The following is a 24,730-nucleotide window of genomic DNA, read 5'->3' on the forward strand; positions in this document are numbered from 1 at the left end:
CTTGTGAAACGGTAATATTTGCGAGGTGCTGTTAAAAAAATTGAAGGCAAGGTTATGTGGTCTGAATATTCTCTCGATGTGGTAGATGCGGTCGCCCGCACCGGCAGCTTCAGCGCAGCGGCGCATGAGCTGCACCGAGTGCCCTCGGCGGTCAGTTATACCGTGCGGCAATTGGAACAATGGCTGGCGGTTCCGCTGTTTGAACGGCGTCATCGTGACGTGGAACTGACCCCGGCCGGCGTGGTGTTTGTGCAGGAGGCACGCAGTGTCATCAAAAAAATGCTCGACACCCGCCGCCAGTGTCAGCAGGTGGCTAACGGTTGGCGTGGCCAACTGAAAATTGCGGTAGACATCATTGTTAAACCCCAGCGCTGCCGCCAACTGGTACTGGACTTCTATCGCCATTTCCCCGACGTAGAACTGATGGTTCAACCTGAGGTGTTTAACGGCGTCTGGGATGCGCTGGTGGACGGGCGTGCTGATATGGCGATTGGGGCGACGCGTGCGGTGCCGGTCGGCGGCGGGTTTGCCTTTCGCGATATGGGCGACATGCGCTGGCTGTGCGTGGTTAGTCCGCAGCATCCGCTGGCGATGATGGATGGCCTGTTGAAAGATGAGCAACTGCGGCCTTTCCCGTCGCTGTGTCTGGAAGATACCTCGCGCAACCTGCCCAAGCGGGTCACCTGGACACTGGACAACCAACGGCGGCTGGTGGTGCCGGACTGGGCCTCGGCGCTGGATTGTCTGTGTGCCGGCCTGTGCGTTGGCATGATGCCGGCGCATCAGGCCTTGCCATTGGTGCAGCGTGGGGAACTGGTAGCGTTGCAGCTGCAGCAGCCGTTTCCGGCCAGCCCCTGTTGTCTGACCTGGCAGCAGAATACGCCATCACCGGCGATGGCCTGGCTGTTGGATTACCTGGGGGACAGTGAAACGCTGAATCAGGAATGGCTAAGCGAAGTGGTGCCGGAAACCACAGCGGCCTCCGGCATTAGCAATTAGCGGCGGTAATCGATGAATGGGCCGTCAGCGACCGAACGACGCTCAATCAGTTTCGGATGCACTTCAATCACCTGCGACTCTTCACGCTTGCTGATAATACGGTCCAGCAACATGGTGAACGCCATTTCACCCAAACGCTCTTTGGGTTGATGAATGGTGGTCAGTGCCGGGGTGAAATAGCGGGCGTTACGCACGTTATCGTAGCCAATCACCGAAATGTCTTGTGGCACCCGCAGCCCAAGTTCGTCGGCGGCGCAGATCGCGCCCATCGCCATGATGTCGCCGCCGCAGAATACCGCGGTCGGGCGATGTTTTTGCGACAGGATCTGGTGCATGGCCTTGTAGCCGGATTCCGGCTCAAAGTCACCCTGAACAATCCACTCGTCACGTACTTCAATATTGGCTTCTTCCATGGCTTTTAAAAAGCCCTGATGGCGGCCGCCACCGGTATTGCGCGACAGTTGGCCTGGAATGGCTCCGATATCGCGGTGACCGCGTTCAATCAGATACCGCCCGGCCAGATAGCCGCCTGCGAAGGCGTTATCAATGATGCTATCGGTAAAATCACCGCGGGCCGCGCCCCAGTCCATCACGACCATTGGGATGTTGCGGTAGTCTTCCAGCATGCCGAGCAATTGGTCTGGATATTCCGAACACATCACCAGCAGGCCATCGACACGCTTTTGCGCCAGCATCGCCAGATAGGCCCGCTGTTTGTCCAGATTGTTGTGCGAGTTACATAAAATCAGCGTATAGCCTTTGCTGTAGCAGCTGTTTTCTACCGCCTCGATCACTTCGGCAAAGTAGGGGGCTTCGCTGGAGGTGGCCAGCAGGCCAATCGATTTGGTGTGATTGACCTTCAGGCTGCGCGCTACGGCGCTGGGTGAGTAATGCAGCTCTTTAATCGCAGCGCCAACGGCCGCTTTTGTCTCTTCGGCGACGAAACGAGTCTTATTGATGACGTGCGAAACGGTGGTGGTGGAAACGCCAGCGCGTTTGGCCACATCTTTAATCGTTGCCATGTAAAGAATGACTCCTGAACTCACATGTTGCAGTATGTAAGTGTGATGTTAATCGTTTGCCTGCGTAGATCCTTCTCCAAAGAAGCGAAAACTGAGTTTTTAGTGTGTTGAAGTCGTCAGCGCTTGATCAGGAGGGGCATTTTGCCGGTACACAGTTGTGAACTGCGAATTTTGTCCCATATTGAGCCAAAGTGGAAGAGGTAATCGGTATAATAAACCGGGAAATGATAACAAGATTTTATTGTTCAACTGTGTGAAAATGGTTTGACGCATTAATTGTGTGCCTTTTACCCTTGGGAAACCCAATCTGAAAAGGAGTTGTAATGGATACCGATCTGAAAATGTCACTGTTCACCACCGTTTGTGCACTGGCCGTGATTATTGCTTTCAGCTTCACCGCTGCTTTGAACTGATCCCCTCAAGTAAAACAGGCGCAGCCCGCTGCGCCTGATTGTTTTTCCCCGCGTTACGCCAGGTTCTTTTCCACAAATGCCCAGTTAACCAGTGCCCAGAAGTTTTCCAGGTAGGCAGGTCGTGCGTTGCGGTAATCGATGTAATAGGCGTGTTCCCAAACGTCGACGGTCAGCAGCGGTTTATCATCACCGGTTAGCGGTGTCGCTGCGTTCGAGGTGTTAACAATCGCCAGCGAACCCTCCGGTTTTTTCACCAACCAGGTCCAGCCTGCGCCAAAGTTTTTCACTGCGGCGTCGCTGAATTGCTGTTTAAATTCGGCGAAAGAACCAAATGCCTGATTAATCGCCACGGCCAGTTTACCTTCAGGCTCACCGCCGCCCTGTGGCGACAGACAGTGCCAATAGAAAGTGTGGTTCCATACCTGGGCCGCATTGTTGAAGATGCCGCCGTCAGAGGCCTTAACGATCTCTTCGAGGGACAACCCTTCAAACTTGCTGCCTTTCAGCAGATTGTTCAGGTTCACCACGTAGGCGTTGTGATGCTTGCCATAATGGTATTCCAGAGTTTCTGCGGAAATGTGCGGTTCGAGGGCGTTTTTTTCATAAGGTAATGCAGGAAGTTCGAACGACATTGCTTTCTCCTTGTACAGTGCCAGTCCACCGTCGTAACAACGGGCATGAGATTGGCCTGTTTTTATTGTGGGTATTTAGCTTAGCAATTTTCGCGATGAATTACAGGGGGAACGGGCAAGGGATTGGCTATGACTACGAGGTTTGGGGAAATGATCAGGGGAGAGCGGCTGACAGCGCCAGCCGCAAGGGTGCTTATCGAATGGTTTTTGGCGTGACTACCCGGCGTGCGCCGATGTAGTGGTTTTGCCAGTAGTCGTTATCGAGCTGGCTGATGCGGATTTCTTCACCGGTACGCGGGGACTGAATGAATTTGCCGTTACCCAAATAAACCCCAACATGGTCGGCCACGCCGCGGTTGTTAATGCGGAAGAACACCAGATCGCCGCTTTCCAGCTCACTCTTCTTGATCGGCGCTGCGTCACGCAGGTGATACATCTCGTTGGCGGTACGCGGCATTTTAATTTTAACGATGTCTTTATAGGCGTAATAAATCAGACCGCTACAGTCAAAGCCGGTTCTTGGCGAGGAGCCACCCCAGCGATAAGGTTTACCCATTTGATCCATCAGCTTGGCCATCGCGGTTTGCTTGGCATGCTGGTAGCGTTTTTTGTGCGCAGGGCTGAGCTTCAATGGTTTTTCGTCAGCCACCAATTTGGCGGTTGCCATACCGGTTTCACGATGGCGCCCATAGCCTTTTTTATAGCCCTTCTTCGGCGGGGTCACTTTAATTTTGGCTATTTTATGAGTTTTGTTTTTCGATTTTGCGCTAACGATCTTTTTAGCGGTTTTTTCTGTTTTGGCTTTGGAGACCTTGGCGGTTTTCTGCGGAGTAGTGACTTTTACTTTTTTGCTGCTGGCCTTAACCGCTTTCTTTTTCTTGCGGTCATCCGGCCGGGCTTCGTTTACGTGGCTCTTGCGCTGCTCAGCGGCAACACGTGCCTGTGGCGCTGCATGCGCCAGATTAAAGAATAGCTGTGTAAACAACAGCACAAAAAGCGTAAGAATTAAACGCATGTCGACGTTACCAACCTTGGCCCCGGAACAGATATCGAATGAGTGACAGTATTCCCGAATTTCGCCATATAAAACAGCGAAGAACTCATAAATGATAATCCATATTGTGAGAAAACGTTAATAGCATTTTTTTTGCCGAAAAATCAAACTGTTGATGTATAAAAAACCAACAATGACCGCCAGGGAATTTATTAATGTGCACTTTTTGACAGGAAATATATTAGTGAAATGGCCGGATTAAAAATGTTATTCTGAGCATATGTTTTGACCGGAAAGGCCCTGCCGGTGAGACGCGACTGACAACGGGGGAATGCCCTTGCAAAAGATGGCGTTTTCTTGCAACTGTTCCAGCCGCTACAATAGCCAGTGTGATGCATGTTGTAGCCATGAGATTTGGCTTGAGGAAGCAATATAATGACGACGACGATTGAAAAAATTCAGCACCAGATCACTGAGAACCCAATTCTGCTGTACATGAAAGGTTCACCGAAATTGCCAAACTGCGGTTTCTCGGCGCAAGCCGTGCAGGCACTGTCTGCCTGTGGCGAACGCTTTGCTTACGTTGATATTCTGCAGAACCCGGACATCCGTTCCGAGTTGCCGAAATACGCCAACTGGCCGACCTTCCCGCAGCTGTGGGTAGACGGTGAGCTGGTAGGCGGCTGTGATATCATCATGGAAATGTATCAGCGCGGCGAATTGCAGCAGCTGATCAAAGAAACGGCAGAGAAGTACAAACAGCAGGAAGACCAGCAGCCATAATCGGCTCGGTTTTATTGTTGGAAGTCATCGGGCGGTGCCAGCTAATACTGGGCCGCCCGATTTTTTTCTTAGTCGGTATTCGTGACCGCCAGCGGCCAACCGCCAAGGCGTTTCCAGCGGTTAACCAGCTCGCAGAACAGCTGAGCAGTTTGCTCGGTATCATACAGCGCTGAATGGGCCTGGGCACTATCGAAGGGAATATCGGCGGCAATGCAGGCTTTGGCCAGTACCGTTTGTCCCAACACCAGTCCGCTTAACGCCGCGGTGTCAAAGGTGGCGAAAGGATGGAAAGGATTGCGTTTCAGGCTGGCACGCTCGGCGGCAGCCATCAGGAAACTGTGATCAAAATTGGCGTTATGCGCCACAATTATCGCCCGGTTACAACCGCGATCCTTAATGCCCTTGCGCACCGCTTTAAAAATAGCGTGCAGTGCATCGTATTCACTGACCGCACCGCGCAGGGGATTACTCGGATCTATGCCGTTAAAAGCCAGCGCTTCGGGTTGCAGGTTGGCACCTTCAAAAGGCTCCACGTGAAAATGCAGGGTTTCGTCCTGCTGCAACCAGCCGTCTTCATCCATTTTTAACGTAACGGCGGCAATCTCCAGCAGCGCGTCAGTTTTGGCATTAAATCCGGCAGTTTCTATATCTATTACTACGGGGTAAAACCCACGAAAACGGCCACTCAGGGCGTTAAGATCACTTTTTTCGGCCATCAGTTTCTTATCTTCATCGAATGCAGCGCGCATTATGGCAAATTTTGCGCCCGGTTGCAGGCGGTAATCACGCGGGAAAAACAAGGGCGCAGTAAGCGCCCCTGGTTGACCTTAGTGGCCGAGGCCGTGGCCGGCGTGTTTGTTTTCGATCAGTTCGATTTTATAACCGTCCGGATCTTCAACAAAGGCGATAACCGTGGTGCCGCCCTTGACCGGGCCGGCTTCGCGAGTGACCTTGCCGCCGGCATTACGAATGCTGTCACAGGTTGCGGCGACATCATCCACACCCAGTGCCAGGTGGCCGAATGCGGTGCCCATTTCGTAGCTGTCGGTGCCCCAGTTATAGGTCAGTTCAATCACCGCACCTTCGCTTTCATCGGTATAGCCTACAAACGCCAGTGAGTACTTGTATTCCGGGTTCTCGCTGGTACGCAGCAAGCGCATGCCTAATACCTTGGTATAGAAGTCGATGGAGCGTTGCAGGTCACCGACGCGGATCATGGTATGGAGTAAGCGCATAATTCCTCTGATTGGATGTGCCGTTGCCAATGGCGGATGGATTGAAGCAAATCCAGTATAGCGTTGCCGCATAAGGGATTTCAATGTATGCCACGGCAGGGAGCATTACTACATCAGTGACGTTGTCACTCATCAGTTCGGCAGGGTAACACAACCGCACACTTTGTCGCCGTGTGGCGGGTGGAAATAGGTACTATAACCACTGCAAGGGATGGCGCGTCACGATAACGTTGTTGCGTCCGGATTGGGCGGGATTAATTTATAAATTTGGATCTGGTTAATATGACTTTTTTCAGTACGAGAACATCGCGTTTGCCGAAGGAGCCGATCAATGGATGAAATGCTAATTCTGGTGGACGCTGATGATAATGCCATTGGCTCCCAAAGCAAAACGCGGGTACACCAACAGGGGTTACTGCACCGGGCATTTTCAATTTTTATCTTTGATAGCCAGGGCCGCCTGCTGTTGCAACAGCGGGCATTCAGTAAGTATCACTCGGCCGGGCTATGGACCAACAGTTGCTGTGGCCACCCGCGCTGGGGTGAGTCAACGCTGGCCGCGGCTCAGCGCCGCCTGCAGGAAGAGATGGGGTTCAGCACTGAGCTACAACAAGTTTCCAGTTTTACCTATCAGGCTGCGGTACCCGGCGATTTAATTGAGCACGAATTCGATCATATCTACGTCGGTTTATTTGACGGCAAGCCGCAGGGGGCGCCTGAAGAGGCCCATAGTTGGTCGTGGACTGATATTCAGCAATTAACGGATGAAACAACGCGCAATCCTGAAAAGTTTACCGTTTGGTTTCTGACAATAATGAAGGATCTTGGCGCCAATGAAATGGAACGTTGGGCAAGGTTGGCTGCGAGTTAACTGACAGGTTTCCCCCTAAATGGCAAAAAGCCCGCCGGCATTGGCATACCGGCGGGCTTTGCTGTTTTACTTACAGCGTTGGGTAGTCGATGTAGCCTTCAGCACCACCACCGTAGAAAGTTTCCGGTTTAGGTTCGTTCAGCTCAGCGCTCTGCTTGAAGCGCTCAACCAGGTCCGGGTTGGCGATATAGCTGCGACCAAAGGCCACGGCGTCGATAAAGCCTTTATTGATCAGCTCTTCTGCTTTCTCGGCGGTATAGGCACCGGCACCGACAATCACCCCTTTAAAGTGGGCGCGTACCGAGTCACGGAAGGCATCGGAGTAAGGCTTGCCACCGGCCCAGTCGGGTTCGGAAATGTGCAGGAAAGCGATGTTACGCTTGTTCAGCTCTTCAATCAGATACAGCGCCGCGTCTTCCTGATCTTCACCATTATCCAGGCCGTTGAACGGGCCCAGCGGTGAAATACGGATACCGACGTGTTCTGAACCCCATTCAGCGATGCTGGCGTCAACCACTTCCAGTGTCAGGCGAGTACGGTTTTCGATGCTGCCGCCGTACTGATCGGTACGTTGGTTAGATGCCGGAGCCATAAACTGGTGCAGTAGATAGCCGTGCGCCGCATGCAGTTCGATAAAGTCGAAACCGGCCTCACGAGCGTTGGCAGTCGCCTGGCGGAAATCGTTAATGATGCCAGGGATCTCTTCAGTTTCCAGGGCGCGAGGGGTAGAGGTTGGTACTCGTACCCAGGCCCCGGTTTCGTCACGCACGGTAGTACGGGTGTCGGCATTGATCGCAGAAGGGGCAACCGGAGCCTGTTGGCCTGGCTGCAGGCTGTTATGGGAAATACGGCCCACGTGCCACAGCTGAACGGCGATATGGCCGTTTTTGTCATGCACAGCCTGAGTGATCTTTTTCCACGCGGCGATCTGCTCTGGGGTATGCAGCCCCGGTGCGCCGGCATAGCCTTTCGCCTGGAAAGAAATCTGGGTGGCTTCTGTGACAATCAGACCCGCGCTGGCGCGTTGGGCATAATATTCCCCCATCAGCGGCGTCGGGATATCACCAGGCTCAATGCTGCGCAGGCGCGTCAGCGGGGCCATAAACACGCGGTTCGGCAGGGTTACAGCGCCAACCTTCAGCGGGGAGAACAATTTTTCAATCTTCATAGTGCATCCTATATTAATAGACCGGTCGACTAGTAACGAATGTAAAACCGCCCAATGCGGCAATTCATGATAAATCAGGTTTTTTTTAGCGCTGCGCCGGACGCAACAACAGTTCAATACTTTCCAGCGCGCTGGTCAACGGGGCGACCGAGTGGCGGATTTTGGCGCGTAAAGAGGCGCCAAGCCACAGGGAGTACAGCGTTTCCGCCGTGGCCGCCGGGCTCATGGCCAGCGACAATGAACCTTCGCGGATCCCGCGTTCGATCGTATCCTGCAGGTGACCAATCACCCGGGCACTGCCGGTTTCCAGCGCATGACGCATGGGCTCCGACAGGTCGCTCACCTCGGCAGACAATTTCACCGCCAGGCAGGCGTTATGGCATTCGCTGCGGCAGTGGTAGCTGATCGCCTGTGCGTAATAGCTTAACAATTGGTGGCGCGCATCGCCTTTATCGTCGGCAAACAGCTGCTGCATTGCCGCATCATAGTGTTCGAAATAGCGCTGCAGCATCGCTTCGCCAAACACTTCCTTCGACCGGAAGTAGTGGTAGAACGAGCCTTTTGGCACGCCCGCCGTGCTCAGCAGTTCGCTCAGTCCCATGCCGGTAAAACCGAGGCGCAGGCTGAGGGTCTCGCCGGTAGCGAGCAAATGTTCACGGGTATCTGTAGGGCAGTGCGCATGTTTAGTCATAATGGGTGTCAGCATAATAGACCGATTGGTCTAGGTCAATAACAATAAAAAAACCGGCATAAAAATGCCGGTTACGACGAGTGATACTTTGCCTGAATAAAGTGCGGAAGTTAAGCCCTTAGGCGGCTCCCCGGCAGCGTTGCAGAATATCGAGCTGCGGTTGATATTCACGGGTTTGCACGTTCAGCATGCCGAGCATGGTGTGGAACAGGTTGTCCTGCGAGATATCATCCTTTTCTGCCATGGTACTCAGGCACTGGCGATCAACCTTGAAGTTGCGCTCATAGTCCGCAGACATCCACATCAGGAAGGGGACATGGGTCTGCTGGCTTGGGGCAAACACGTAAGGAGTACCGTGCAGATACATGCCATTTTCACCCAGCGATTCACCGTGGTCAGAGAGATACACCAGCGCGGTGTTGAACTTGTCGCTGTGCTGTTGCAATAGCTTGATGGTGTCGTCCAGCATGGCGTCGGTATACAGCAGTGAGTTGTCATAGGTATTCACCAACTGCTCGTGGCTGCAATCCTGGATCTGATTGCTGTTGCAGGTGGGTGAGAACTTCTGGAACTCTGGCGTACTGCGACGGAAATAGGCCGGCCCGTGGCTGCCCATCTGGTGCAGCACTATCACGCCGTCGTCTTTCAGGCTGTTGATGTAGTCGTTCAGTTTATACAGCAGCACGTTATCCATGCAGACTTCACCGTCGCAATCCTGCGGCAGTTTTAGCTTGGTCATGTCAACGTGGGGCACGCGATCGCAGGCACCTTTGCATCCGCCGTCGTTTTCACGCCACAACACATTGACACCGGCATGCGCCAGTACGTCAAGCATGCCCTCCTGATGGGTAGCCTGGGTGGCGTCATAATCCTTGCGTGGCATGTTGGAGAACATGCAAGGCACGGAGATCGCGGTTTCGGTGCCGCAGGAGCTGGCGTTTTTAAAATACACCACGTTGTCCTGCTTCAGACGAGGGTTGGTTTCACGCTCATAGCCGCCCAATGAGAAGTTCTCGGCACGCGCCGTTTCCCCGACCACCAGGATCACCAGGGTTTTCTTTTGCTGTGCGGTGATTACTGGCCCTTTACGTGCATCTTCACCGATTTTCACCAGCGGCAAATTGCGGGTGAAGTAACGTTGCTGGGTAAATTTGATGGTGCCGGAAACGAAGTTCGACGGCGTCAGCATTTTCACCACGCTTTTGTTATTGCGGATCAGCGAGGCGTAATCCTTATAAAACAGGGCGGCGATAATCAGGATCACCACTACCGAGAGCATCACGTTAGCGGCACGCAACCCGACCATGTACCACCATGGGCGAGTTTTACGGATTTCGATAAAGCAAACCAATACCGCAGGCAGAATACCCAGCAGGAATAGCCACAGACCCATGCGTGGCGTCAACAGCGCCGTTGCTTCCTGGGGATTGGTTTCGAAGGCGTTCTGCATCATATTGCCGTCGATCACCACGCCGTAACTGAACATAAAGTAGTTGGCGGTCGCGCTGCCGAGCAGGAAGAAAATCATCAGTGGCTTGCGCAAGAACGGCACGGTCAGCACGCTGAAAATAATATTCAGCGCACAGAAAATCACCACCGGCATGGTGGCGGCGAAAATCACGCTGTGGAGGTTATCGAAGGTGATATACGACCAGGCCTTATGAAGGAATAACGCATTCTGGAACAGAGTGAAGAATAAGGCACTGGCGAGGATAAAACCCAGGCTGTTGCACTGTAAGCGTTGACGTAACGACATTGCCAAATCTGAATCCTGATATTGTGTAATGCGCTGAAATTTACAGGATGAAACTTAAGAAAACCTTAGAGATTCAGTTTGGTGGCAGAGTTGTTTAATTTTGGTTTAGCTTGAGAGACGCCAGACCGGGCGGTCTGGCGCGGGGGATTAAGGCGAGAATGATTAATAGGCGGCGGTAAATTGCGCTTTAATAAACTGCGGTTTTTCGATCTCATCGATAATCGCTACCGACAGGTCTTCCACGGAGATACCCGCCGGGGCCTGGCCGTTCATCAGCAGTTTGGTGGTGCCCAGACGGAACTGACCGGTACGCTTGCCGGGCTCCAGCAGTGCCGCCGGAGACAAATAGGTCCAGTCCAGTTGAGAGTCATTGCGCAATTTATTGCGTAAATCACGTACGGCCTGAGCGCCCGGACGGATATTTTCCGGGAACTGCGGGGTATCGACCAGTTCAACGCCCGGAGCCACTTCCAGGCTGCCGGCACCGCCAACCACCAACAGGCGTTTGACGCCGGATTTTTTCACCGCGTCCAGGATCTGTTGGGAGCCCCTGGTGGTTTTCTCGTACAGGTTTTCTTCCGCCCAACCCGGATTAAAGGCGCTGATTACCGCGTCCTGACCGGTTAGCTGTTTTGCCAGCCATTCGGTGTCGGCGACGTCGCCCAAAGCGATGGTCAGGTTTGCGTTGTCGGGCAAATCTTTTTGCTGACGTGCAATCGCCGTGACCTGCAAACCGCGGTTCAGCGCTTCCTCCACCACGCGGCGGCCAACAAAACCTGTTGCTCCAATAATGGCTACTTTCATCTGTTTGCTCCTGTCGTGTATCAGCTCAGATTCACCTGAGCGCGTATCTACAATGTAGTACTTAACAATAGGGTTGATTAGTGCCATATTCATGCTTTCTTGAGTAAGTAAAACTTCATAATCGTGGATAAACTGAATCGAATGGCGGTTTTCGCTACCGTGGTGGCGGAAGGATCCTTTGCCGGCGCGGCCCGGCGGCTGGGCATGACACCATCGGCGGTCAGCCAGCATATGCGTTCGTTGGAAAAAGCGCTCGGTGTGCCGTTGTTACATCGTTCTACACGACGGTTGGCGCTGACCGAGGCAGGGGCAGCATTTCACCCCGGCTGCGAGGCAATGTTGTTTCAGGCGCAGCAGGCTGAACAACGGCTGGCCGAGTTGCGTGACACTCTGGTGGGGGAGCTGCGTATCGCTACGACCATTGGCATCGGTGGCCGTCCGCTCGCAGAGGCGCTGGCACCGCTGCTGCAGGCGCATCCCAAACTGACTCTGCGGGTGTTGGCGGACGATCGAATCGTCGACATGATCGAACAACGGATCGACATTGCACTGCGGGTCAATCGTCAACTTGCCGATGCCAATATGATTGCTCACCCGCTGGCCGAATGGCCAATGGTGCTGTGTGCAGCTCCGCGCTACCTTAGCCAGCACGGGGTGCCGGAAGCGCCGCAGGACCTGGTGCAGCATCGCTGGATCTCGGGCGCTTTCAGCGGTGCGCATCTGGATTTGCATCATCAGGGCGGTCAGCAGCTAAAATTACGTCTGGCGGAAGGGCAGATCGTCAGCGACAGCATGACCGTGATGCGCGGCTTCACCCGCAGCGGTCTGGGGATCTCGATTCAACCGCTGTATGAAATAGAGGATGAATTGCAGCGCGGTGAACTGATCCAACTGATGCCTGAATGGCGACCGGCCCCGCTGCGGCTGCACGCGCTGACGCTAGAACGGGCAATGCCGGAGAAAAATCGTCAGGCGCTGCGTTATTTACGCGACTATTTTCACCGACATGCCGAAAAGTCACTTGCCAGCGGCGCCGATGGCGTCTTCAATTAGCAAGAGAACGCAGGAGGACGTGTGGCGCAGCAGCTCGAGTTTTTTGATATCCCCAGCCCGTGTCGCGGCATTTGTCAGGCCGACGATCGCGGCTTTTGCCGTGGTTGCCTGCGCAGCCGCGAGGAACGCTTTGGCTGGATGCAAATGAGCGATGCACAAAAACGCGACGTGCTGCGTCTGTGCCACCAACGCTTGCTGCGCCTGCAGCGAGCCAGTAAACAGCCGGATGAGCCCTTGCCGGAACAACCGTCGTTGTTCTAAGTCATTTCTGATCTGCCGCACGTAAGCGCGGCTTTCCGCTTCCCACCGTGTTATCCGCTTGTGTATGCTGGCATTAAACAATGTCATGAGGTTTCAACAATGGTAAACCGTGTACAACTCGCGCCGCAGGGGCCTGAATTTTCCCGCATGATTTGCGGATACTGGCGTTTGATGGAGTGGGGCATGTCACCACAGCAGTTGCTGACGTTTATAGAGCAGCATATTGAGCTGGGTGTCACTACCGCTGACCATGCGGACATTTACGGCGGCTATGCCTGCGAACAAGCCTTTGGTGAAGCGATGCGCCTGAAGCCTTCACTGCGCCAGTCGATGGAACTGGTGTCCAAATGCGGTATCGCCACCACCGCCAAACCGGGTAACCCGATTGGCCACTACATTACTGACCGTGAGCATATCGTTAACAGTGCGGAACGCTCACTGGAGCATCTGCATACCGATTACCTCGATCTGCTGCTGATCCACCGTCCGGATCCGTTAATGGATGCCGATGAGGTGGCTGAAGCTTTTGTGGCGCTGCATAAAAGCGGCAAGGTACGCCATTTCGGCGTATCCAACTTCACCACGACGCAGTTCACGCTGTTGCAGTCGCGTCTGCCGTTCTCACTGGTGACCAATCAACTGGAGATTTCGCCGATCCATCAGCCGGCTATTCTGGATGGCACGCTGGATCAGTGCCAGCAATTGCGCATCAAGCCGATGGCCTGGTCTTGTTTGGGTGGCGGCCGTCTGTTCAACGACGCCGAATTCCAGCCACTGCGTGATGAGCTGCAAGCGGTGGCACTGGAGATTGGCGCCGAGACTATCGAACAGGTGGTCTACGCCTGGGTGATGCGGTTGCCGTCGTCTCCTCTGCCGATTATTGGCTCCGGCAAGATTGAGCGCGTGCGTTCGGCGCTGCAGGCACAGCAGTTGACGTTGAGTCGTCAGCAATGGTTCCGTATTCGCAAGGCGGCCCTGGGTTACGACGTACCTTAAATCACCATTGTCAGAAGAAGCCGGGCAGCGGTGACTGCCCGGTTTTACTTTTTGATTCTTCAGGGCTCAGGCCAGCACCACCTGGCCGTCCGACAGACTGTTAAGCCCCAGTCCGACCAGCGTGACCGTATTGCCGCCAAAGTTAAACACCAGATTGTCGTTCACTTCAGAAACAAAATCGTGGAAGTTACCGCCCGTGCTGCTGCCATCGGTCCCCATAAAGACCAGTTTGTCCTGCGCCTGATAGCCGTAAATCTGGTCCTGACCAAAGTCGCCACTGAACAGGAAGGTGTTGCTGCCGCCCTGACTGTGTATGACGTCGTTACCGGTGCCGCCGACGAAGGTTAAATTGCCGCCGGTATGGCCAAGCAGGGTGTCGTTGCCATCGTTGCCGAACAACCATTTATCACCGGCGCGCGCCTGCAGGTTGTCATCGCCCGCGCCGCCGTTGAGCGACGAAGCATAGGCTTTTAGCCCTTCGCTCGATTTTAATCCGGCGCTGGTAACCTGATGATCCAGCTCTTTGCTGAAGATTATCCAAGAGGTTTCTTTCGTGCGCAGTGTGCCAATATCCTCGGCCAGCGTGATGCCGCCTTTGGCGTCACGCAGGTAGAGCGTATTGCCGTCGTAGGCGACCTCGCTATTTTTCAATGCCTGCTGCAGATCCAGGGTGTTATTGCCTTCGCCGCCGGAAATTATATTGAAACCACCGTTGTCGCGGAAAGTGTCATTACCGGCGCGCCCCTCAAGATAATCGTTGCCGGTGCCGCCCTTGATTAAATCATTGCTGTCACTGCCGACAATAAAGGTCGGGCCGCTGTGTTTTTCGGCATTGCGATTAAGATCTTCAACCCAGGTAGTTCCGCGGGTGACATCCGAGAGGTTGGAGACAATCACCGTCGAGTCTTTGCCGGTCAGCGAATAAAACTCTGAATTCAGCACCCGCATCAAGCCGTCCTGATAAAAGAATGGCAGATGGGATAGCCAGGTTGGAATATTCAGGATTGAGAAGGGCAGAATATTCCAGGCGGCAGAGGCGTAGTGATCGTTGAAATTAACGATATTATTGGTGGCGGACTCCTGCGGCGCATCATGCACGCCAAAAGTTGCCGGGGTTAACGTGGTGCCGTCCAGCGCACGAAATACCGGGTCATTTTCATAGCCGATATTAATCACCTTGCCGCCGGTCTCGTATTGCGTTGGCGAGGCGAAAGCCACATAGCTTGATTGCGCATAGAAGCCGCCCCAATTGTCGTCGCTGAGCGCCGCCATGCTGTTCACCGCCAGCCCGCCCAGGCTGTGGCCGCTGATGGTCACATCATCGCCGCTCAGCCCGTGTGCCTGGGCGAATTTGGCGACATCCCCCAGCAGGGTACCAAAGGCCTTCAGGCTGTAATTATCGGCATAACCGGCAGGGCCAAACCCCGCCAGCAGGTCATTAATCAAATCTCCAATGCTATCGGTAATCAGGGATTCTCGAGGGCCGCTGGTGCCACGAAAAGCAATACCAATGGAGGTGAGATTACCTTCGCTGTCATATTTACCCAATACTTCGGCCTGGGCGGTGGTATAACCCAGCGTTTCACCGTAATAGGTACCACGCGCGTCGGTTTTACCGCCATAACCCAATTGGTCGGCCCCTATCAATGACCAACCGGCGTCATTTACCGCCGTCAGCGCCGCCTTTTCCGAGTCGGGGTTCCAGGGAATACCGGGTAACCCACCCTGTGATTGCGTGCTACCAATTAACGCCGTCACCAGCGTGAAGGGCAAGCCCAGCCCAAAACCGGTATTGTGGTAGCCCTCATCGAAGCCGTTATCGATATTGTGATAGGCATAGGTGGAAATCGCCAGGGCGTCAGTGAATAACGCCTTGGACTTTTCCTCGTCCAGCCCTTGATAATTAAAGATTCCCATATCAGTTCCTTATGAATTTGCTGCATTGCCAGGGTGATCTTTGAATAGCTGTTGCAGCTTGTGCAGGTTAATAAGGTATACCGAACGGCAGCTGGTCAGAGGACCGACATCGGTAGAATTATTATTAGTATGAATTATTAATAATGCGAATTTGATCGGCAAAATTGTGCTCATTTTGAGCATCGGCGTCACATATTCTCGTATACTCAATACTCACAGGAAATCCAAGGAGATTGATTAATGAAACATTATTGGTATGCGGCCTTCGGCCTGATGGCCTGCGGAGTCGCCCAGGCGGCGACGACGGATGTTGACATGAATCTGGTGACCGGACAGGGAATTGGCCAGGAGATTGGCAAAGTGACGATCAGTGAAACGCCCTACGGTCTGCTGTTTACCCCACAGCTCAAAGCGTTACCGGCTGGCGTGCACGGTTTCCACGTTCATGAGAACGGCAGTTGCGAGCCGGGGATGAAAGAGGGCAAGGCGGTTGCGGCGTTGGCCGCGGGCGGACATTTTGATCCGCAAAAAACCGGTAAACACCTTGGCCCCTATGCCGAAGGCCATTTGGGGGATCTGCCGGCGATTTACGTGACCAACGACGGCATGGCCAACGACCCTTTATTGGCGCCGCGGCTGAAAAAAATCAGTGAAATAACCGGCAAGGCGCTGATGGTGCACGCCGGAGGCGATAACCACGCCGATAGCCCGAAACCGCTGGGGGGCGGAGGGGAGCGTTTCGCCTGCGGCGTCATTAAGTGATAAAGACGCTTAGCTCGCGGTTGCCGCGGTACTGTCAGACGGGGTGATCGCCTGCTGTAACTGTTGCAACGAACAATAAAGCCGCCAAATTAATCCGGCAAGATCGCGCGCCGCCTGTTCCGGGTGGTGCGCCAACGCATTGCTCATGCGCTGCAGCTCCTGCAGGCTGGCGTCCAGCGAACGGTGCTGTACGCCTTTCTCCGTCATAATGCCCCGCAAACAGTGAATGCAGACGTCGCGCACCGCCGAGAGCGGGTCGGAGCGGGTCTGCCAGTCGCGCAGTTGCCAAACGATATGGCTGCAGTTGAGCAGCACCACGCCCCAGCGCAATAACCAACTGCGTGCCTCTTGATCCTGGCTTTGATTCAATTGGCTGATGCGGTGATAAATCAACGATTCAAACTGGCTCTCGCTCTGCTGCGGTTTTTTACTCAGTTGATCGATAAAGTCTCGCCGTAGGGCGCGAATAATGCGCCGGCTTTTGCGTTTGTCTGAGCTCGGCCGCAAGATCTGGAACGCCAGACCGGCCAACAGCACGCCGACAATTTTGCCGATGCTGTCATTGATAAACGACTGATAATCGTAGCTTGGCGGATTGGTGACGGACAAAAACGAGCCCATAAACACGATCAGTTGCCCCCAGAGTGCAGCATAGGAGGGATTCTGCAGCTTGAGCATCTGCATGGTGACCAACACCGGGAACAGGAAGGCGCAGAACAGCCACAAATCATCTATCTGAATCATCAGGCCAAACTTCACCAAAAAACAGACGATCGAAAGCAGCGTTACCGCTTTGAGCAGGGTGGTGATGCTGTTGATCGGCGAAGGTGTGGAGGAATAGAGCACGCAACTGATGGCGACCAGCGTCAGTGCCGAACTGCCGGCATCCCACTGGGTGTTAATCCAGTAAGCGCAGCCGAGGATAATGCACAGAAAAGTGCGCAGGCCGTTATAGGCGGCCTCGTAACTGTCGGTATGACGAGCCAGAGAAGTCACACGTGGCGGCTGTATCTCGCTGACCGGGGTGGCGTTCTCCAACCGTTGCAACCATCGGCTGCAGTTAAGGTACAACCAACAGAAATGGCGTAGACGTAGCCAAAAGGCGCGGTGGCGGTAATCGGCAGGATCCTGTGGCGCGATCTGCTGCAGGATGCGGGCCAGTCGGTATTTATCGGTATCGGGATTGCGCAGTTCGTTCAGCAGCTGATCCAAAGCGGTCGCCAGGTTGTCCGGGCGATCCGGCCAGTTCAGCAGCATGCGGCGCAGGCTGGAGATCACGCTGGTAATGCGCAGTTGCTGATGCAGCATATAGTTGAGCAGGTTATTCTGCCGACGCAGCCGGTAGTGGCTCCAGAAGGCCTGAATACGCAACAGGTTCATGGTCAGGATCTGGCCGATGACCCCTTCATGTGACGTGCGCATCTGTATGGTGATCTCGGGTTGCCACAGCATTGCGGCGTGCTCCAGCAACCGCAGGTGCATGCGCCGCAGAGAGGTTAATAGCGCTTCACCGTCCGAAGTGCTGGGCAGGATCATCATCATCAGGCCGCCGCACAGAATACCGGTAATCACCTCGCAAACGCGCGCCTGGGCGATATCAAAGATTTGCTGGGTGTCGGTGACGTTGACCGTACTAAAGGCAATGATGGCGGCGGTATAGCCCGCCAATGCAAAGGCGTAGGAGACGTTGTTTTGATAATGATTGGAGATGTAAGTGCACAGGCCGATCCAGGCGGCAATGAACAGCGTGAATAGCCAGGGATCGTTCAGGCAATGACCGGCGATGGCCATTGACGCGGCAGCACCGACCAGACTGCCGAAAACTCGCCCGATGCTTTTACTGATCACGCCACCGACGGTGGGGAAACTGACCACCGCCGCTGAGGTGAGTGCCCAGTAAGGCTCATCAAGATTGAGGACGAACGCTACCCATAACGAAAGGCACATCGCCAGCGAATTGCGCAGCGCATAACGCCATTGCCCAGCGCTGGCTTTCCCCCAGGGGGTACGGTTCCATTCCAAAAAAGGCAGGTTCACTGGTAAGCCTTACTGATGAATGGAGATGGTGCAGGTGGTGCCGGCGACCAAGGGTAAATCAGCAGGCACATCCAGCAGCTTTATCCGCACCGGCACGCGCTGTGCCAGCCGTACCCAAGGCACGTTGGGCTTCACGTCCATTAATAAATCACTGCTGCTTTCAACGCTCTGATCGTAAATGGCGCGGCCGATGCTTTCTACTTCGCCCCGGAGCTGAGTGTTGCCATTATATAAAACGATATCCGCTTTATTGCCTTCTTTTATATGCTTTAGCTTGGTTTCTTCAAAATAGCCGAGGACATAAAAAGAATGTACGTCGACCAGTGCGACCAGCGGAGTCCCGGCACTGGCATAGTTTCCGACCCGGGCTTGTAAATTGGTGATATAGCCATCGGTAGGGGCATAAATTTTAGTTTTACTTAAATTCCATTTGGCCTGTTCCAGATTGGCCTGAGCGGCTTTATAGGCCGCTTTCATTGCCTGGGCTGCTAAATTTGACTCATCCATATCTTCTGCAGAAATAACATTTTTTGGCAGGCTGCGACGGCGAGCCGCTTCATGGTCGGTTTTGGCCATATCGGACTGTGCTTTTGCCAGTGCGGCCTCAGCATTGTCGAGCGCAATCTGGTATGGCACGGGGTCGATCGCAAAAATCAGACTTCCCGCAGGTATGAACTGATTGTCATGAACGGTTATTTTCTCTAATCTTCCAGAAACTTCTGGTGTGATATTGACGAGTTCGGCGCGTACCTTTCCATCACGGGTCCACGGGGATTGCATATAATAATTCCACAACCACCAGCCGGCACAGATGGCAATGGCGCAGACGATTACCGTAGAAAAATATTTTAATGTTTTATGTGTCATCGGTTACCAACTTGCTAAAAGCCACAGGGCGCCGCTGACGGCAATGACGAAAATAGACAAATCCATCAGCATGGGATGCCAAATTTCGCCGGAATAAATCCAGTCTCGCAACAGGTGGTGTACCAGTAGCCATAAAACCAGGCCAAGCAACACAGCCTTAAATATGGGTGGAAAATAAAGCGAGGCGCCCAGCACCAAATCGGGTAGCGGGGACGAGGCATGGAGCCATGAAGTATTCACATTAACAATCCCGATGAGTGAATATGTTGAGTCTTTGCATAGAGAATAAACAATAACTGGCCAAAATGGTGGCTAATTCCACAATATACATTATATACATTTGTGTTTTTAATGTTAGTTACTCAAAATAGTCTAAACTCTGGGAGGGTATGTTAGCATGCTAATTATAAGGAGGGGTAAGTGGAGTCAACATTAGGTTCCGATTTAGCACGATTAGTTCGTGTTTGGCGCGCGCTGATCGATCATCGGCTCAAGCCGCTGGCGCTGACGCAAACACATTGGGTAACCCTGCACAGTATCAATCGCTTACCGCCGGAGCAGTCGCAAATCCAGCTGGCCAAGGCGATCGGCATTGAGCAACCGTCATTGGTTCGTACTCTGGACCAGTTAGAAGAAAAGGGGCTGATTACTCGCCACACCTGCGCCAACGACCGGCGTGCGAAGCGTATCAAGCTGACTGAAGCTGCCGATCCCATTATCAGGGAGGTGGACAGCGTGATCAGTTCGACGCGTGGTGAAATTTTGAGTGGGATTACCACTGACGAAGTGCAATTGTTGGTAGGTTTGATTGGCAAGTTGGAACAAAACATTACTGAACTGCAAAATAAACAATAAGAACTTCTTCTTTATACGATTAGATTTCACAGCATCGGAAATGAAACCGGAGGCCTAAAGCCTCCGGTTTTACCCGCTAGGTTCAGCTTACAGTGGGGACACGGTGATGGTGTCGCCAGTGCGAGCCATACGAACGCGTTGCCCTGGGCTGAACTTGGTGTCGCCCGCCTTCTGAACCACCACGATATTCTCTTTCTGGTCGGTCTTGATTTCCAGCTCATAGCCTGAAGTACGACCGGCAGCTTCACCGATGCTGTTACCTGCTACGCCGCCTGCTACAGCGCCGGCTGCCGTCGCCAGGCTACGGCCTGTGCCGCCGCCGACGGTGTTACCAAGGAAACCACCCAGCACGGCACCGCCGATGGCACCAATGGTGTTCGATGTTTCACTACCCTGGATCTTGACCGGGCGCACAGAAACCAGCGTGCCGTAAGTCACGGTTTGCACCTGTTTGGCCTGCGAAGCGGAATAAACGTCGCCGGACATGGAATCATTGGCGCACCCTGCCAGCGTAACTGCGGCGATGGCAACGACGAGAAGACGCTTGATCATATAAAACTCCTGTTGGTAGTAGTCCATAACCTGGGAAACCTTACCAGGCCAGATTCATAAAAATGATAGACAAAGTATGGCTTAAACGCACGCATATCACCATAACCCGCTACTGCACGCAGCTTAGCTTTGTTCTGTTCAACCAATAATAAACGGTGGTTTAGCTTTATAACAGCGTTGGAAGAAATTCCATTGCGTGTTGAAGCGCTGTTTAGCCGTACTTATCAATATTCGGCATGGGTTAAAAACAGGCGCATCGCTCACAGAGGTGAAAAAATACAACATATTTCATGGCGTTAATGTGGCAATTCTGGTTTATTTGTCAGGTCAAAATTTTGCTTCCCCGTAAAGGGTAAAGGATGTCGCTATGAAGTCAGGCCGCTATATAGGTGTTATGTCTGGCACCAGTCTGGATGGGGTCGATGTGGTGCTTGCTGCGATTGACGGACGTATGGTGGCGCAACAGGCCAGTTACAGCCATCCGATGCCGCTCCAACTGAAGCAGGATATTCTCGGGATGTGCCAGGGCCAGCAGACCACGCTTTCTGCGGTTGGACGGCTGGATGCGCAGCTTGGCACGCTGTTTGGCGAGGCGGTACTGGGCTTGCTGAAGCAAACCGGTGTGGCTGCGCACGACATTACCGCCATTGGTTGTCATGGCCAGACGGTTTGGCATGAACCCGAGGGGGATGCGCGTTTTTCTATGCAGTTGGGCGACAATAATCGCATTGCCGCACTGACCAATATCACCACCGTTGGCGATTTTCGCCGACGTGATATGGCCTACGGCGGTCAGGGCGCTCCGTTGGTACCTGCTTTCCATCAGGCACTGCTGTCGCACCCGGTAGAGCGCCGCATGGTGCTGAATATCGGCGGCATAGCCAATCTGTCGATGCTGTTGCCGGGGGCTGCGGTGCGTGGCTTTGATACCGGGCCGGGCAATATGCTGATGGATGCCTGGATATGGCGTCATCAATCACAGCCTTACGATAAGGATGGTGGCTGGGCGATGGCGGGGCGCGTTTGCTTGCCGCTGTTGCAACAGATGCTGGCCGATCCTTACTTCTCGCTACCGGCACCGAAAAGCACCGGGCGTGAATATTTCAACGCGGCCTGGCTGGAGCGTCAGCTCGCGGGTCTGGCGGCAGTCAGCCCGGTTGATGTGCAAACCACGTTGACGGAACTGACGGCGGTCACCATTTGCGAACAGGTTCAGTTGGCGGGCGGCTGTGAACGTCTGCTGGTTTGCGGCGGTGGGGCACGGAATATGTTGCTGATGGCACGAATGTCTGCGTTGTTGCCAGGAACCGAGGTGTGCCTGACGGATGATTTCGGCATTAGCGGCGACGATATGGAGGCGCTGGCCTTCGCCTGGCTGGCGTTTCGCACCCTGTCCGGGCAGCCCGGCAATCTGCCTTCGGTGACCGGTGCCAGCTGTGAAACCCTGCTGGGTGGGATTTATCCGGTTTTGCCTTTGGGGGGCCGTTAGCTCTGTTAGGATAGAAATCGATGGATTTCCCTAAGGAGCAACAGCATGAAAAAAATCATTATTGCCGCCGGCACATTGGTGCTGGCCGGCTGCAGCTATGTTCTGCCGCAAAACAGCCAAACCTTGCATTACCAGTGCGGCACCACGCCGTTGACGGTGTCACTGGACGGTAAGGAAAGCACCGTCAGCCTGCTGATGGATGGAGAGCAACTGAAGCTGAAACAGGTACTGGCCATGTCCGGTGCAAAATACAGCGATGATAAGTACACCTTTTGGTCGAAGGGCCAAAACGCCTATCTTGAGCGTAATGGCAAAGTGATTATGAGCGACTGTACGCTGACGAATTGATCCGGTCGTTGCGGCGTCAGAGCGATTGAGATCCTGACGCCGCAGGCGCAGAATAGAATCACGATTTTTCAGTTGGTTGATAACCGAATGATTGAAAATAATGAATTTGATGTTGCGGACCTGCGCCGCGAATATACCCGTGGCGGCCTGCGCCGTAACGATCTGACCACCAATCCCCTGGAACTGTTCGAGCATTGGCTGAAACAGGCCTGTGACGCCCGCTTGGCGGATCCGACCGCCATGTGTGTGGCGACGGTGGATGAAAACGGCCAACCTTACCAGCGCATTGTGTTGCTCAAGCATTTTGATGATAAAGGGCTGGTGTTTTACACCAACCTGGGCAGCCGCAAGGCGCAGCAACTGGCGAATAACCCGCACATCAGCCTGTTGTTCCCGTGGCACATGCTTGATCGTCAGGTCATTTTCCTCGGTAAAGCGGAGCGCCTGTCCACGTTCGAAGTCATGAAATACTTTGCCAGCCGGCCGAAAGACAGTCAGATCGGCGCCTGGGTATCGCAGCAGTCATCGCGTATTTCAGCGCGCGGCGTGCTGGAGAGCAAATTCCTCGAACTGAAGCAAAAATTCCAACAGGGCGAAGTGCCATTGCCGAGTTTCTGGGGTGGATTCCGGGTTAATTTCGACTCCGTCGAGTTTTGGCAGGGCGGAGCCAACCGTCTGCATGACCGTTTCCTGTATCAACGGGACGGGAATGACTGGAAAATTGACCGACTGGCACCCTGATCGGTGAAAATCCCCCTTAAGCGCTGGCACTGATGTCGCCGGCGCTTTATTCTATGCGTTATTCTGAATTTAATATTTCGCCAGTGGGCGAAAGGTCGTGTACCGACAAAGGTGCATTCGTTTATACATGGAGTCATTGATGGCAAGCAGCAACTTGATTAAACAACTGCAAGAGCGGGGCCTCGTTGCCCAGGTTACGGATGAAGAAGCGTTAGCAGAGCGACTGGCGCAAGGGCCAATTGCACTGTATTGCGGTTTCGATCCGACCGCTGACAGCTTGCATTTGGGCCATCTGGTTCCTCTGTTGTGCCTGAAGCGCTTCCAGCTCGCAGGCCACAAGCCGGTAGCCTTGGTTGGCGGTGCCACCGGCCTTATCGGTGATCCGAGCTTCAAAGCGGCTGAGCGCAAGCTCAATACCACCGAAACGGTGAATGAGTGGGTGGATAAAATCCGCAAACAGGTTTCTCCGTTCCTCGATTTCGACTGCGGTAGCAACAGCGCAATTGCCGCCAACAACTACGATTGGTTCGGCGGCATGAACGTGCTGACCTTCCTGCGTGACATCGGCAAGCATTTCTCCGTCAACCAGATGATCAACAAGGAAGCGGTGAAGCAGCGTCTGAACCGTGACGACTCGGGCATTTCTTTCACCGAGTTCTCCTATAACCTGTTGCAGGGCTTCGACTTCTCCGAGCTGTACAACCGTCATCAGGTTGAACTGCAGATCGGCGGTTCCGACCAGTGGGGCAATATCACCTCCGGCATCGATCTGACCCGCCGCATGCACCAGCAACAGGTATTCGGCCTGACCGTGCCTTTGATCACCAAGGCTGACGGCACCAAATTCGGCAAGACCGAAGGTGGCGCAGTCTGGCTGGCACCAGAAAAAACCAGCCCGTACAAGTTCTACCAGTTCTGGATCAATACCGCAGATGCCGACGTGTACCGCTTCCTGAAGTTCTTCACCTTTATGGATCTGGCCGAGATCAACGCGCTGGAAGAAGAAGACAAAAATAGCGGTAAAGCGCCGCGCGCCCAATATGTTTTGGCAGAAGAAGTGACCGGTATGGTACACGGTGCTGAAGGTCTGGCTGCGGCCAAGCGTATCACCCAGAGTCTGTTCTCCGGTGCATTGCACGAAATGACCGAAGCGGACTTCGCCCAGTTGGCACAGGACGGTATGCCGACCATTAAACTCGATGGCGATGCCGATCTGCAGCAGGCGTTGGTTAACGCTGAGCTGGTGCCTTCCCGTGGTCAGGCGCGCACCATGATCGGCTCCAATGCGGTGACCATCAACGGTGAGAAGCAGTCCAACGCCGAATACAGCTTCAGCGATGCCGATCGTCTGTTCGGTCGCTACACGCTGCTGCGCCGCGGCAAAAAGCATTACTGCCTGGTTGATTGGCAGTAAACGCGTCTGTCTGAATGGAAAAAGCCCGGGGGATAACCTCCGGGCTTTTTCATTTTCAGCGAGGGCTGAT

General features: G+C 53.9%; 27 protein-coding genes. 13 read left to right on the forward strand and 14 right to left on the reverse strand.

All coding sequences use genetic code 11. The features are described 5' to 3' along the window. The first annotated feature begins 54 nt into the window (after positions 1 to 54). Positions 55 to 999, forward strand: coding sequence for a DNA-binding transcriptional activator PunR (gene punR / locus ACSOSI_RS11880; protein WP_112363793.1), 945 nt, complete (start codon positions 55 to 57; stop codon positions 997 to 999). On the opposite strand, the gene purR is transcribed toward punR, so the two are convergent. After that, positions 996 to 2,021 carry an HTH-type transcriptional repressor PurR gene (gene purR, locus ACSOSI_RS11885; RefSeq protein ID WP_012144926.1) on the reverse strand — a complete coding sequence of 342 codons (1,026 nt, stop codon included), beginning with the start codon at positions 2,019 to 2,021 and terminating at the stop codon, positions 996 to 998. The genes punR and purR overlap by 4 nt on opposite strands. Before the next feature lie 323 nt (positions 2,022 to 2,344). Between purR and cydH the strand changes: the two genes are divergently transcribed. Beyond that, positions 2,345 to 2,434, forward strand: a complete 90-nt coding sequence (gene cydH / locus ACSOSI_RS11890) for a cytochrome bd-I oxidase subunit CydH (protein WP_004943739.1) — start codon at positions 2,345 to 2,347, stop codon at positions 2,432 to 2,434. Positions 2,435 to 2,487: 53 nt separating this feature from the next. Here the strand turns inward: cydH and sodB are convergent, their stop codons facing one another. Both sodB and ACSOSI_RS11900 read right to left on the reverse strand, forming a co-directional pair. Further along, entirely contained in the window at positions 2,488 to 3,066 is a 579-nt protein-coding gene (gene sodB, locus ACSOSI_RS11895) for a superoxide dismutase [Fe] (protein WP_012144927.1), read from the reverse strand. Positions 3,067 to 3,259: 193 nt separating this feature from the next. Beyond that, on the reverse strand, positions 3,260 to 4,081 hold the full coding sequence (locus ACSOSI_RS11900) for a C40 family peptidase (protein WP_012144928.1): 822 nt from the start codon (positions 4,079 to 4,081) through the stop codon (positions 3,260 to 3,262). Between the two features lie 414 nt (positions 4,082 to 4,495). On the opposite strand from ACSOSI_RS11900, the gene ACSOSI_RS11905 reads away from it, so the two are divergent. Continuing rightward, positions 4,496 to 4,843, forward strand: coding sequence for a Grx4 family monothiol glutaredoxin (locus ACSOSI_RS11905; protein WP_012144929.1), 348 nt, complete (start codon positions 4,496 to 4,498; stop codon positions 4,841 to 4,843). Positions 4,844 to 4,911: 68 nt separating this feature from the next. Here the strand turns inward: ACSOSI_RS11905 and rnt are convergent, their stop codons facing one another. Beyond that, positions 4,912 to 5,592: a ribonuclease T gene (gene rnt / locus ACSOSI_RS11910; RefSeq protein WP_012144930.1), complete on the reverse strand. Its 681-nt coding sequence runs from the start codon at positions 5,590 to 5,592 to the stop codon at positions 4,912 to 4,914. A gap of 78 nt (positions 5,593 to 5,670) precedes the next feature. After that, a complete protein-coding gene (gene gloA, locus ACSOSI_RS11915) occupies positions 5,671 to 6,078 on the reverse strand; it encodes a lactoylglutathione lyase (RefSeq protein WP_012144931.1) in 408 nt (135 codons plus the stop codon). Positions 6,079 to 6,409: 331 nt separating this feature from the next. Between gloA and idi the strand changes: the two genes are divergently transcribed. Then, complete coding sequence (gene idi / locus ACSOSI_RS11920; protein WP_115184785.1) at positions 6,410 to 6,949, forward strand: isopentenyl-diphosphate Delta-isomerase; 540 nt, start codon at positions 6,410 to 6,412, stop codon at positions 6,947 to 6,949. A 70-nt stretch (positions 6,950 to 7,019) separates the two neighbouring features. Here idi and nemA read toward each other — a convergent pair whose 3' ends face one another. The 4 genes from nemA to ACSOSI_RS11940 form a co-directional block, all read right to left on the reverse strand. Next, on the reverse strand, positions 7,020 to 8,117 hold the full coding sequence (gene nemA / locus ACSOSI_RS11925) for an N-ethylmaleimide reductase (RefSeq protein ID WP_476707142.1): 1,098 nt from the start codon (positions 8,115 to 8,117) through the stop codon (positions 7,020 to 7,022). Positions 8,118 to 8,202: 85 nt separating this feature from the next. Further along, positions 8,203 to 8,823: a TetR/AcrR family transcriptional regulator gene (locus ACSOSI_RS11930; RefSeq protein WP_012144934.1), complete on the reverse strand. Its 621-nt coding sequence runs from the start codon at positions 8,821 to 8,823 to the stop codon at positions 8,203 to 8,205. Between the two features lie 103 nt (positions 8,824 to 8,926). Further along, complete coding sequence (gene eptA, locus ACSOSI_RS11935) at positions 8,927 to 10,564, reverse strand: phosphoethanolamine transferase EptA (RefSeq protein ID WP_375190056.1); 1,638 nt, start codon at positions 10,562 to 10,564, stop codon at positions 8,927 to 8,929. A 162-nt stretch (positions 10,565 to 10,726) separates the two neighbouring features. Then, positions 10,727 to 11,368: an NAD(P)-dependent oxidoreductase gene (locus tag ACSOSI_RS11940; RefSeq protein WP_261098604.1), complete on the reverse strand. Its 642-nt coding sequence runs from the start codon at positions 11,366 to 11,368 to the stop codon at positions 10,727 to 10,729. A gap of 123 nt (positions 11,369 to 11,491) precedes the next feature. Between ACSOSI_RS11940 and ACSOSI_RS11945 the strand changes: the two genes are divergently transcribed. From ACSOSI_RS11945 to ACSOSI_RS11955, 3 genes are all read left to right on the forward strand, one after another. Continuing rightward, positions 11,492 to 12,421, forward strand: coding sequence for a LysR substrate-binding domain-containing protein (locus tag ACSOSI_RS11945; RefSeq protein WP_261277055.1), 930 nt, complete (start codon positions 11,492 to 11,494; stop codon positions 12,419 to 12,421). Positions 12,422 to 12,442: 21 nt separating this feature from the next. Then, a complete protein-coding gene (locus ACSOSI_RS11950; protein WP_012144938.1) occupies positions 12,443 to 12,682 on the forward strand; it encodes a DUF1289 domain-containing protein in 240 nt (79 codons plus the stop codon). Between the two features lie 99 nt (positions 12,683 to 12,781). After that, entirely contained in the window at positions 12,782 to 13,678 is an 897-nt protein-coding gene (locus tag ACSOSI_RS11955; protein WP_261277056.1) for an aldo/keto reductase, read from the forward strand. A 66-nt stretch (positions 13,679 to 13,744) separates the two neighbouring features. Here ACSOSI_RS11955 and ACSOSI_RS11960 read toward each other — a convergent pair whose 3' ends face one another. Further along, positions 13,745 to 15,595, reverse strand: a complete 1,851-nt coding sequence (locus ACSOSI_RS11960; protein ID WP_476707143.1) for a polyurethane esterase — start codon at positions 15,593 to 15,595, stop codon at positions 13,745 to 13,747. Positions 15,596 to 15,835: 240 nt separating this feature from the next. Between ACSOSI_RS11960 and sodC the strand changes: the two genes are divergently transcribed. Then, positions 15,836 to 16,357: a superoxide dismutase [Cu-Zn] SodC gene (sodC, locus tag ACSOSI_RS11965; protein ID WP_476707144.1), complete on the forward strand. Its 522-nt coding sequence runs from the start codon at positions 15,836 to 15,838 to the stop codon at positions 16,355 to 16,357. A gap of 9 nt (positions 16,358 to 16,366) precedes the next feature. Here sodC and ACSOSI_RS11970 read toward each other — a convergent pair whose 3' ends face one another. From ACSOSI_RS11970 to ACSOSI_RS11980, 3 genes are read right to left on the reverse strand one after another with little or no spacing between them, the layout of a single operon-like run. Beyond that, on the reverse strand, positions 16,367 to 18,394 hold the full coding sequence (locus ACSOSI_RS11970) for an FUSC family protein (RefSeq protein ID WP_476707145.1): 2,028 nt from the start codon (positions 18,392 to 18,394) through the stop codon (positions 16,367 to 16,369). A 9-nt stretch (positions 18,395 to 18,403) separates the two neighbouring features. Then, positions 18,404 to 19,261: an efflux RND transporter periplasmic adaptor subunit gene (locus ACSOSI_RS11975; protein ID WP_115184780.1), complete on the reverse strand. Its 858-nt coding sequence runs from the start codon at positions 19,259 to 19,261 to the stop codon at positions 18,404 to 18,406. Positions 19,262 to 19,264: 3 nt separating this feature from the next. Then, on the reverse strand, positions 19,265 to 19,501 hold the full coding sequence (locus tag ACSOSI_RS11980) for a DUF1656 domain-containing protein (protein WP_012144944.1): 237 nt from the start codon (positions 19,499 to 19,501) through the stop codon (positions 19,265 to 19,267). 180 nt (positions 19,502 to 19,681) lie between these two features. Here ACSOSI_RS11980 and slyA point away from each other — a divergent pair, with 180 nt between their 5' ends. Continuing rightward, entirely contained in the window at positions 19,682 to 20,116 is a 435-nt protein-coding gene (gene slyA, locus ACSOSI_RS11985; RefSeq protein ID WP_012144945.1) for a transcriptional regulator SlyA, read from the forward strand. 87 nt (positions 20,117 to 20,203) lie between these two features. Here the strand turns inward: slyA and ACSOSI_RS11990 are convergent, their stop codons facing one another. Further along, entirely contained in the window at positions 20,204 to 20,668 is a 465-nt protein-coding gene (locus ACSOSI_RS11990; RefSeq protein ID WP_026142354.1) for an outer membrane lipoprotein, read from the reverse strand. 367 nt (positions 20,669 to 21,035) lie between these two features. Between ACSOSI_RS11990 and anmK the strand changes: the two genes are divergently transcribed. The 4 genes from anmK (at position 21,036) to tyrS (ending at position 24,660) form a co-directional block, all read left to right on the forward strand. Next, positions 21,036 to 22,157, forward strand: a complete 1,122-nt coding sequence (gene anmK / locus ACSOSI_RS11995; RefSeq protein WP_012144947.1) for an anhydro-N-acetylmuramic acid kinase — start codon at positions 21,036 to 21,038, stop codon at positions 22,155 to 22,157. A 45-nt stretch (positions 22,158 to 22,202) separates the two neighbouring features. Then, entirely contained in the window at positions 22,203 to 22,505 is a 303-nt protein-coding gene (locus tag ACSOSI_RS12000; protein ID WP_017892676.1) for an MliC family protein, read from the forward strand. 87 nt (positions 22,506 to 22,592) lie between these two features. Then, a complete protein-coding gene (pdxH, locus tag ACSOSI_RS12005; RefSeq protein ID WP_012144949.1) occupies positions 22,593 to 23,246 on the forward strand; it encodes a pyridoxamine 5'-phosphate oxidase in 654 nt (217 codons plus the stop codon). Between the two features lie 139 nt (positions 23,247 to 23,385). Next, positions 23,386 to 24,660, forward strand: a complete 1,275-nt coding sequence (gene tyrS, locus ACSOSI_RS12010; protein WP_115184778.1) for a tyrosine--tRNA ligase — start codon at positions 23,386 to 23,388, stop codon at positions 24,658 to 24,660. Positions 24,661 to 24,730: the final 70 nt, after the last annotated feature.

It is taken from the genome of Serratia sp. AR11 (assembly GCF_056376275.1).